We start from the raw sequence: 9,133 nt of genomic DNA, 5'->3' as shown, positions 1-9,133 counted from the left end.
GCGGGTGGGTGGGGGCTGGTCGCGCAGTTCCCCGCGCCCCTTGCGGGGCGCAGCCCCGCACCATCCAGCCCCTCCGGCGTTTGACGCGCTAACCCTTGGCGGCAGCCGACTGCGCCGTGTCCAGGGCGGCCTTCGGGGCCTTGCTTCCGGACAGGGCCGCCTGGACGGCCGTCCACATCGGCTGGGAGATGGTGGGGTACTTGGTCCCCAGGCCCCCGCTCGTGCGGCCGCGTGCCGAGGCCACCGCCTGCACCCACGGCTTGAGCTTCGGATTCTGCTTCACCTGTTCCGCCTGCACCTCGGCCGTCGGCGCCACGTACACCAGGGTCATGTCGGTGGGCAGCAGGTTCGACGAGCTGGTCAGACAGGTGACGATCTTCTTGCTGACGTCGTAGCGCGCGGTGTCCTTCTGCACGGGTACGGTGACGAACTCGCCCCCCGTCGGGACGGGCGCCGAACCCCCGTTCCGCGCCGGGATGTTGATGACCCCGTAGTCGAAGCCGGCCTTCTCCGCGTTGCCGAGCTGCCAGGTGCCGTTCTCACTGAACGCGTAGTCCCCGGTGGCGAACTCCTGCCAGCTGGTGGTCTGCGTGTTCTGCAGGACATCCTTGGGCGCGAAGCCCTCGTCGACCCACTGCTTCCACAGCGCCAGCGCGGCCACACCGTCGGCCGAGTTCAGCTTCGTGAGGTCGCCGCCCGCGCCCCAGAACCACGGCAGGAACTGGAAGCTGCCCTCCTCCGTGTTGATGGCGGAGAAGGTGATGCCCTTCTTCCCGGCCGCCTTGACCTTCTTCAGGGCCGATGTCAGGGAGTCCCAGTCCTTGACCGAGGCCGGGTCGACACCGGCCGCGGACAGGACCTTCTTGTTGTAGTAGAGCGCGAGCGTGTTGGCGCCGATCGGTACGCCGTACGCCGAACCGTCGATCGTGCCCGCGCCGATGATGTTCTTCTGGACCGACTTCGTGTCGAGGCCGAGGTCGCTCGTCTTGTTGAGGATCCCCGCCTCCACCAGCGTCGAGACGACCGGGTTGTCCACGAGCATCACGTCGGGCGCGTTGCCCTGTTGCGCGGCCAGCAGCGCCTTGTTGCCCAGGTCCGAGGTGTCGTACGCGGTGCGCTTGACCTTCACCCCGGCCTTGCTCCCGCAGGCGCTGATGCGCTTGCCCCAGGGCGAGGATGCGTCGAACTGCGGGTACGGGTCCCAGAAGGTGTACGTCCCCTTGGGCGCTCCGGAGGATGAGTCCGAGGAGTCGGAGCCGCCTCCGCAGGCGGTGAGCGAGGCGAGTGTGCCGACGGCGGCGAGCGCGGCCAGCAGGGTTCTGCGGGTGGGTATCACGGGGCGACCTCGTTGTCGTGGAAGGGGCGTTCAGGAGGGGCGGCCAGGAGGGGGGAGTCAGGCGGAGGGGCAGTCAGGAGGTGGGGAGCCAGACGCGCATGCCGCCGTCCTCGCGGTTGGCCCAGGCGTAGTAGGGGATGGCGGTCAGCTCGACGGGTTCGCCGTCCTGGTGAGCGGGTGTGTCGCCGGAGGTGTACGGCCACCAGCCCGCGTCGGGGATGTGCCGGCGCCGGCCCGCGGCCACGACCGTCGTGACCCCGCCGAGCAGGTCAGGGCGGTGCTTCACGGCGAGCGGGCGTGTGGTGTCGAGGACGATGTCGTCCAGGCCGCCGCCGGGATGGTCGACCTGCTCCAGGCAGTGGACGAGCGGTCCGCGTTCGATCGCGACGCAGCCGCGCACGGCGTCCACGCGGGGGTCGGCCGCGGTCAGCCGCGGCTCCAGGCCGAGTTCGAGGACGACCTCGTCGCCGGGCGCCCAGGTGCGCTCCAGCCGCAGCCAGCCGCCGGTGACGGGTGCGTCGGTCTGGTCGTACGTCCGCTCCCCGCACCGGACGCGGAACTCGCGGCACCACTGCGGGATGCGCAGGGACAGCGTCCAGGGACGGTCGGACGGGGTCTCTTCGACGGTGAGGGCGATCGTGCCGTGCCAGGGGTAGTCGGTCTCGGCGCGTACGGCGAACGGCCCGTCGGCGTACCGGCCGGTGGCGTACTGGTGGATCTGCAGGCCGCCCTCGCCGCTCGTGGCGAGGTAGTGCTCCAGGCTGCCCAGCAGCCGCATCACGTTGGGAGGGCAGCAGGCGCAGCGGAACCAGCGGGTGCGGCGGGCCGACTGGTCGCCGCCGGGGTCGGTGTGGCCGTCGCGGACCTGGAGCGGGTTGACGTACAGCCAGCGCTCGCCGTCCAGGGAGACACCGGCGAGGAAGCCGTTGTAGAGGGTGCGTTCGATGAGGTCGCCGTAGCGGGCCTCGCCGGTGAGCAGGGCCATGCGCCAGCTCCACTGGACGGAGGCGATGGCGGCACAGGTCTCGCAGTAGGCGCGCTCGTTGGGGAGTTCGTACGGGTCGCCGAAGTCCTCCTGGTCGTGGTGGGCGCCGAGTCCGCCGGTGATGTGGGTCTTGGTCGTGGTCATGGCGTGCCAGAGCCGTTCGGTGGCGGCACGCAGTCCGGTGTCCCCGGTCTCGGTGGCGAGGTCGGTCGCGGCGGCCAGCAGGTACAACTGGCGTACGGCGTGCCCCTCGACGTTCACGGCCTCGCGCAACGGGACCCGGTCCTGGCAGTACGCCTCGCCGCCGAGCAGGCCGTGGCCGTAGCGGTCGACGAAGTAGCCGGCCAGGTCCAGGTAGCGGCGCTCGCCGGTCTCCCGGTACAGCTCGACGAGTGCCGTCTCCACCTCGGGGTGGCCGTCGACGCCGTCGATCTCCTTGCCGCTTCCGGGCGGGCCGAAGACCGAGTCGATGTGGTCGGCGAACCTGCGGGCCACGTCGAGGAGTTCGGGGCGGCCGGTGGCGCGGTGGTGGGCCACGGCGGCCTGGATGAGATGCCCCGCGCAGTACAGCTCGTGGCCCCAGCGCAGGTCCTTGTACCGCTCGCCGCCCTTGACCAGCTGGAACCAGGTGTTGAGGTAGCCGTCCGGCTGCTGGGCGGCGGCCACCAGGGCGACGATCCGGTCGACGTGCGCCTGAAGGTCCTCGTCGGTCTCCTGGGCGAGCTGCCAGGAGGCGGCCTCCAGCCACTTGTAGACGTCCGTGTCCACGAACGGATACGCGCCCTGGAACGCGCCCTCGACCACCGCGTCCGACAGTGCCTCCGTCGCCGGCGCGGCGAGCCGCAGGTTGTGCAGGTTGCCCGCGGCCTGAAGCAGCTCGGGGCCTTGCGGGACGGAGGTGCGCGCGTTGACCGTGCGCCGGGTGTGCCAGAAGCCCGCGTCGATGTCGGCGATGGCGGGGCGCAGCGCGGCACGGGCGCCCGGCCCGAGGCGGACCGGGCCCGTTGGGGGCAGGGCGGAGCGTGTGCGGGGCATGGCTCTCCGGGGGTGGACGGCGGCAGGCGAGCTGACCGGTGGGAGGGCAAGCGGAGTTCATTTGAGCAATCGTTTTCCTGGCGAGAAAGTAGAGGGCAGGCGGGAACTTAGGTCAAGAGCCGGAGCAGCATATTTTTCTCTTTGCCTTTTCCGCTTGCTCACGGGCTGGCGCTCAACTTCCGCGCCTGCCACGATGGGCCGCGTCGCTCGTCCCGAGGAAAAGGTTTGCTCAGTGACCCCTGCCGCAGGTGCTCCAGGCTCTACCTCCGCCGGCCGTGCCAGGCTCGCCGACGTCGCCGCCCTCGCGGGTGTCAGTGTGGGTACCGCCTCCAAGGCGTTGAGCGGCAGCGGGCGGATGCGCCCGGAAACCCGGCAGCGGGTGCTCGACGCCGTGGCGACGCTCGGGTTCCGGCCCAATCAGCACGCCCAGAGCCTGCACGCCGGGCGGAGCTGGACGGTCGGCCTGGTGACGACGGACGGCATCGGCCGCTTCAGCACCCCCGTGCTGCTGGGCGCCGAGGACGCGCTCGGCGCCGGCAAGATCTCGGTCCTGCTCTGCGACACACGCGGCGACGCCATCCGGGAGCAGCACCACCTGCGCAATCTGCTGGACCGGCGGGTGGACGGCATCATCGTCACGGGCCGCCGCACGGACGCGCGCCCACCTTTGACCAGTGTCGCCGGTCTGGAGGCCATACCCGTGGTCTACGCGCTCTCGCCGTCCACGGACACCGCCGACACCTCCGTCGTCTCCGACGATCCCGGCGGGACCAGGCTCGCCGTCGAGCACCTGCTGGCGAGTGGCCGCACCAGGATCGCCCACGTCACCGGCCCGGAACACCACGCGGCCGCCCGGGACCGCGCCCACCACGCCGTGGAGCATCTCGACGAGTCGGGGCTCGGTCTGTCGACCGGGCGGGTCCACTTCGGCGAGTGGAGCGAGGCATGGGGCCGCCGTGCCGCCGACGCCGTACTGCGCACCGCCCCGGACACGGACGCCTTCTTCTGCGGCAACGACCAGATCGCCCGGGGCGTCGCCGACGCCCTGCGGGAACGCGGCGTCAACGTCCCCGCCGACATCGCTGTCGTCGGCTACGACAACTGGGACACCATGGCCCTCGCCTCCCGCCCGCCCCTCACGACCGTCGACATGAACCTCGCCGAAATCGGCCGTATCGCCGCGCTGCGCCTCTTGGAGGCGATCGAGGACGAGGCGTCACCCGGTGTGCACACGGTGCCGTGCCGACTGGTGGTGCGTGAGTCGAGTTGAGGGCGCCGCGGCCTCTCCGGGCCTCTCGGGGCCTCTCGGGGCCGCACGGGTCGGCTACCGGACGTCCTCCGACCTGCAGTCCGGGCAGGCGGCGGAGAGACCGAGGCAGAGGTGCAGGGACGCGCCCAGCCTGTCATCGATGGACGCGCGCTCGGCGGCGGGACCGGAGCGATCCGGGGAGTCCGGCGGCGGGGTGAGGGCGTAGGGCAGCGCGGTCGTGAGTACGGCGAGCGTGGCCACGTCCTGTGCGGCGCCGAGGGGAAGATGCGCGGTCACGTGCCGGCAGAGCCAGGACCAGGCCGCCGTGTGCCAGACGGTCGTCGGGCGCAGTACGGCGGCGTGGGTGAGCTCCGGATCGGTCACGGCCATGGTCCTCACGACAGGGTGCTCCCGCACTAGTCGCGCGGCACGCACCACGACGCGCGGCGCGAGACAGTGCGACGGCGGCAGTGGGCCCGGCACGTCACGAGCGACGTCCAGCACGTGCCTCAGCTCTGCCAGGGTGGCGTCCCGGATCAGTGCCTGGGTGCTGCTCCAGTGGCGATAGAGATACGAACGGTTGCACCGGGCCCGCCGGGCGATGTGCGTCACTCCGACACGACGGGGACCGTACTCGGCCAGCGCGTCCAGGGTCGCGCGGTACACCGTGCCCGTTGACGGCTGCCAGACAGAGGCGCTCGATCCACTCATGCCGGTCAGCGTGGCAGGGGAGGGAGGGGTGCTTGCCGGAAAACTGCGACAGATCTGGAGAAAGTGTTGCAGTTTTTCGAGCTATAGGGTGAGGGAGACGGTGGCGAGAAAGGCGACCCAGGCCTCACCGGAGACAGCGAGGGTGGGGCCGGTGGGGTTCTTGGAGTCGCGTATGTGGGTGGCGCGGAGTTCGGCCTCGTGGGCGACTTCGAGGCATTCCCCGCCGCTGCTGTTGCTGTAGCTGGACTTGAACCATTGCAGGGTGCTGGTCACAGGAGTTCTCCCGCCAACTGCTCGATAAAGCCCAGCGATTCCCGTGGGCTCAGGGCCTGTGATCGGATCTTCGCATAGCGCTGGGCGCGTGTCGTCACCTTTGCGTGGTCGCATACGAGGATGCTCTCGTCCTGGATCTCCAGGTAGACGAGGTGGTCGTGCTCGGGGGTTTCCAGCAGCGTCATCTCGCCCCTGTCGCCGTAGTGTTCACCCCCCAGACCGCAGTCCATCGGCAGCACCTGGAGGGTGACGTTGCGGCGACGGGCGCACTCGGCGAGGTGCAGCATCTGCCCGTGCATGACCTCGCGACCGCCGATCACGCGCCGCAGCACGGACTCCTCGATGACCAGCTCGATCAACGCCGTCGGGTCGCGGTCGAAGAGTGCCCGCCGCGCCAGCCGCGCCTCGACCAGCTCGTCCACGCGTTCGTCCCTGAGGGGCGGATAGCCGCCACCGATCAAGGCGCGAGCGTACGCCTCCGTCTGGAAGAGGCCGTGGACCACGAAGGTCACATACGTGGAGAGGGTCAACGCCCGCTGCTCCAGCACCACGTAGTCCTTGAACTGCGGCGGGTACTTGTCCAGCCGCACGTACTCCCGCGCTTTCTCGAACACCCCCAACCCCGCGCCGATCACCTCCTCCAGCCTCACCAGCATCTGATCACTCGCCGGCTGCGCACACGTCTCCATCGCGCTGATCGCGGATCCCGTGTAGCCGACCTTCTTACCCAACTCCTCCTGCGAAAGCCGCTGTTGCTCGCGCAACGCCTTCGCGAGGGTGGCGATCAGATATGCGGTTCCGCTCGCCTCCGACTTGTTACCCATCCGCGCCATACGGTCACCCCCGGACTCAACCGAACTCAACCGGTCACAACTGATCCGTGCCACATCTCAACGTAATCGATGGTTGACACAGGGTTATGGACGACCGTAGTCCGGCCTGCGGAGACTGGCCCCGTGAACACGCAAAGTGACCTGGGTTGGATTCCGCACGCCGGTATCCAACTCCGTAAGGCGGGCGTCCAGTTCGACGCGATCCGCGTGGACGGCGGCCATGGCCGCGTCCTCGCCGACCACCTCGCCCGGATGACGGGCGGGACACCCGGACCGATCGTCGAGGAGGCCAACGGCCGCCGCGCCGTCTACTTCCTCGTGCCCGTCGGCAGCACGTCCCACCGCACCTGGCCGGCCGGCGTCACCCGCCTCACCGCCGGTCCGAACCGCATCTCGTACATCCCGGTCCCGGCGCTCAACGGCTCCACCTGGCCCCTGACTTGGCGTTATCGCCCGACGGCCGCCGACCACCTGGTCCACACGCTGCTCCTGCGCAGCGCCCTTCACTCTCCGGGGTGAACTACGTGACCTACCACCCGGGAAAAGCCCTTTCCGGCTTGCGCTCGTCGCTCTGCGTGGCCGTAGAGTCACGCCAACAAACGAATCGCCCCCGCGGTGCGCCAACACCCGGGGGCTCGACACCAGGAGCTAACCCTCCCAATGCGTACCCATCGTACGGCGCCCGCGCGCGCCTTTTCAGGCTTCTCTCAGGCCCTTCTCCGCGACCGGAGCATCTCCTGGTGCGCGGTGAGCGTACTGACGTACCTCTTGACCCTCCCGGACCAGGCCCGAGTCACCCTCCGCATGCTTGCCGCGCACCGCGTGGAGGGGCGGTCGCGCATCGCCGCCGCCCTGCGTGAGCTGGAGGAACTGCGGTATCTGCGGCGGGTGGTGCGCGAGGGGGCGGGGGCTGGGCAAGTCGCCGCCTTTTACGAGGTGTTCGACGCTCCGTACGAACCCGGGCCACCAAAAGGTGAAATCGAGAAAGTTCAGCGCTCACACGTACCGAGCAGGCGCACCAAGCTCGCGGTGCACCTGCTCCTCTCCCTCGCCCAGGTCGACTACCGGCTCGCCCTCACCGCCGCCGAGGCGCGACGGCTCGCGCCGCTCGTCGAGGAGTGGTGGGACCTGGGCGCGACGAGTGCCCAGGTGCGGGCGGCGCTGACGGACGGCTGGCTGTGGCGGGTGCCCTCGGCGCGGGCCGTTGTCGAGGACCGTCTGCGCGGCAGGCGTCCGGTGCCGCCGACGGTCGCGCCCGTCACGACCGTTGAGGTCAAGGGCCGCGGGCCGGACGCCTTCGGGTGGCGGGAGTTGGTCCGGGCGCTGCTGAAGAGGCGAGCGGTGCCCGCGTAGGCGCACGCAGGCTCCCGGCGGCATCCGCGCGTCGGGTCCATCCAAGAGAAACGGAGTGTCGGTGACCCTCACACTCGTGCGCCCAGAGGTGGTATACCGTCGGTATACTGTCCTCATGGCTGACACCACGATCAAGGTCGACCCCGCCGTCCGAGACCGTCTCCAGGAGCTGGCCCGGGAGCGCGGGATCAGCATGCGGGACCTCGTGGCGGAGCTGGCCGGGGCCACGCCGACCAAGGAAGAGCTGCGCAAGCGGTACGAGGAGACCAAGGCATACGTCGAGGAGCACTTCCTCGGCAGGCCGTACACGGAGGAGGACGAGAAGGCCGGCGAGAAGCTGTGGGCCGACCTGGGGGCCGGGCGCATCGGGGAGGTCCAGTGACGGAGGAGCGGTATCCTCTGCCGCGTGCCGTCATCTTCGACGACACGGCCGCGCTGGCGCTCGGCGCGGGGAACAGCATGACTTCCCGGCTCGTCGTAGAAGCCGAGAAGGACCCTGCCCTGCGGGTGTACATCCCAGCGCTCAGCCTGGCCGCCGCCGAGCGTGAGCGTGCGGGGGTCGCGGAGCACGTCGGCGCGCTGCCGTCTGTCAACATCGAAGGACTCGACTTCGCGGCGGCGACCGCCGTGGGCAAGCGTCTGCGGACGGCGACCGCCGAGGACGGGGAGCAGGACGGCAAGGTCGAGGACGACTGGAGCGGTGTCCATGTGCTGCACCTTGCTCTGCCGACCGTCGACTGGCCCCGGGGGCGGCCCGTCCTGACCAGGACGCCCACGCGGTACCGCGGCACGGGCATCCGTACGATCCGGATCGTCGAGCAGCACTGACGACCCCAGGACGAAGGGCGCCCGCACGGCGGGTGCCCTTCGTATGTCCGGGAGGACGGTCCGGCATGGCGGACATATCCTGACGCTGTACGCACCGGAGGAAGGTGAGTGCCATGCGCGTGATGCTGAAGGCCACAATGGACACCGAGAAGTCGAACGAGGCCATCCGCACCGGCAAGCTGCCGGAAATGCTCAAGGAAACCATGGAGCGCCTCCACCCCGAGGCGGCTTACTTCGGCCCCGAGGAGGGTCGGCGTACCTGCTTCCTGGTGTTCGACATGGAGGACAGCTCGCAGCTGCCCCCGGCGGCCGAACCGTTCTTCTCCCAGTTCAACGCCAAGATCGAGGTCTTCCCGGTCATGAACCAGGACGACCTGCAGAAGGGGCTGTCGCAGATCCGCTGACCCTCGGCCGCATCGGCTGTGTCAGCTGAACACGATCATCGACCCCTGGGCCAGGCTCCGCGTCGCCGCGGCGTGGAGCCCGAGCCACACGTGCCGTTCGCGGGCGAAGGGGCTGGGGTCGTACGG

At 69.9% G+C, this 9,133-nt stretch carries 11 protein-coding genes; 6 read left to right on the top strand and 5 right to left on the bottom strand.

Annotated elements, in window-relative coordinates; genetic code table 11:
* Nucleotides 1-88: 88 nt before the first annotated feature.
* On the bottom strand, nt 89-1,336 hold the full coding sequence (locus FNH08_RS36080) for a sugar ABC transporter substrate-binding protein (RefSeq protein WP_322726046.1): 1,248 nt from the start codon (nt 1,334-1,336) through the stop codon (nt 89-91).
* Between the two features lie 73 nt (nt 1,337-1,409).
* Entirely contained in the window at nt 1,410-3,356 is a 1,947-nt protein-coding gene (locus tag FNH08_RS36075) for a glycoside hydrolase family 127 protein (protein ID WP_152775748.1), read from the bottom strand.
* Between the two features lie 232 nt (nt 3,357-3,588).
* Between FNH08_RS36075 and FNH08_RS36070 the strand changes: the two genes are divergently transcribed.
* Nucleotides 3,589-4,626 (top strand): LacI family DNA-binding transcriptional regulator, encoded by a 1,038-nt coding sequence (locus FNH08_RS36070; protein WP_322726045.1) that lies wholly within the window; start codon nt 3,589-3,591, stop codon nt 4,624-4,626.
* Between the two features lie 54 nt (nt 4,627-4,680).
* Here the strand turns inward: FNH08_RS36070 and FNH08_RS36065 are convergent, their stop codons facing one another.
* The 3 genes from FNH08_RS36065 to FNH08_RS36055 all read right to left on the bottom strand — a co-directional run bounded on the left by FNH08_RS36065 (nt 4,681) and on the right by FNH08_RS36055 (nt 6,422).
* The gene (locus tag FNH08_RS36065) at nt 4,681-5,316 is read right to left on the bottom strand and encodes a TetR/AcrR family transcriptional regulator (protein WP_152775746.1); all 636 of its coding nucleotides are present in this window, start codon (nt 5,314-5,316) and stop codon (nt 4,681-4,683) included.
* An 81-nt stretch (nt 5,317-5,397) separates the two neighbouring features.
* Nucleotides 5,398-5,589, bottom strand: a complete 192-nt coding sequence (locus FNH08_RS52485) for a DUF397 domain-containing protein (protein ID WP_322726044.1) — start codon at nt 5,587-5,589, stop codon at nt 5,398-5,400.
* Nucleotides 5,586-6,422, bottom strand: coding sequence for a helix-turn-helix domain-containing protein (locus FNH08_RS36055; RefSeq protein ID WP_152775744.1), 837 nt, complete (start codon nt 6,420-6,422; stop codon nt 5,586-5,588). The genes FNH08_RS52485 and FNH08_RS36055 overlap by 4 nt, the downstream gene beginning before the upstream one ends.
* 123 nt (nt 6,423-6,545) lie before the next feature.
* Between FNH08_RS36055 and FNH08_RS36050 the strand changes: the two genes are divergently transcribed.
* The 5 genes from FNH08_RS36050 (at nt 6,546) to FNH08_RS36030 (ending at nt 9,007) form a co-directional block, all read left to right on the top strand.
* Nucleotides 6,546-6,941, top strand: a complete 396-nt coding sequence (locus FNH08_RS36050; RefSeq protein ID WP_322726043.1) for a bifunctional DNA primase/polymerase — start codon at nt 6,546-6,548, stop codon at nt 6,939-6,941.
* Nucleotides 6,942-7,169: 228 nt separating this feature from the next.
* Nucleotides 7,170-7,775 (top strand): hypothetical protein, encoded by a 606-nt coding sequence (locus FNH08_RS36045; RefSeq protein WP_152775742.1) that lies wholly within the window; start codon nt 7,170-7,172, stop codon nt 7,773-7,775.
* 115 nt (nt 7,776-7,890) lie between these two features.
* Nucleotides 7,891-8,157: a cupin domain-containing protein gene (locus FNH08_RS36040; RefSeq protein WP_152775741.1), complete on the top strand. Its 267-nt coding sequence runs from the start codon at nt 7,891-7,893 to the stop codon at nt 8,155-8,157.
* Nucleotides 8,154-8,603: a PIN domain-containing protein gene (locus FNH08_RS36035; RefSeq protein ID WP_322726042.1), complete on the top strand. Its 450-nt coding sequence runs from the start codon at nt 8,154-8,156 to the stop codon at nt 8,601-8,603. Before FNH08_RS36040 ends, FNH08_RS36035 begins: the two co-directional genes overlap by 4 nt.
* Before the next feature lie 113 nt (nt 8,604-8,716).
* Nucleotides 8,717-9,007 carry a DUF3303 family protein gene (locus FNH08_RS36030; RefSeq protein ID WP_152775740.1) on the top strand — a complete coding sequence of 97 codons (291 nt, stop codon included), beginning with the start codon at nt 8,717-8,719 and terminating at the stop codon, nt 9,005-9,007.
* The last annotated feature ends 126 nt before the right edge of the window (nt 9,008-9,133 follow it).

Source organism: Streptomyces spongiae (assembly GCF_009377185.1).
Classification (GTDB): domain Bacteria; phylum Actinomycetota; class Actinomycetes; order Streptomycetales; family Streptomycetaceae; genus Streptomyces; species Streptomyces spongiae.
The sequence above is the reverse complement of the archived record's forward strand: the minus strand, read 5'-3'. Positions and strand labels throughout refer to the sequence as shown.

What these genes read in the sequence shown, in the direction of transcription:
- FNH08_RS36065 (WP_152775746.1), bottom strand. Translation starts at nt 5,316, where the DNA reads ATGAGTGGATCGAGCGCCTCTGTCTGGCAGCCGTCAACGGGCACGGTG.
- FNH08_RS36075 (WP_152775748.1), bottom strand. Translation starts at nt 3,356, where the DNA reads ATGCCCCGCACACGCTCCGCCCTGCCCCCAACGGGCCCGGTCCGCCTC.
- FNH08_RS36030 (WP_152775740.1), top strand. Translation starts at nt 8,717, where the DNA reads ATGCGCGTGATGCTGAAGGCCACAATGGACACCGAGAAGTCGAACGAG.
- FNH08_RS36055 (WP_152775744.1), bottom strand. Translation starts at nt 6,422, where the DNA reads ATGGCGCGGATGGGTAACAAGTCGGAGGCGAGCGGAACCGCATATCTG.
- FNH08_RS36040 (WP_152775741.1), top strand. Translation starts at nt 7,891, where the DNA reads ATGGCTGACACCACGATCAAGGTCGACCCCGCCGTCCGAGACCGTCTC.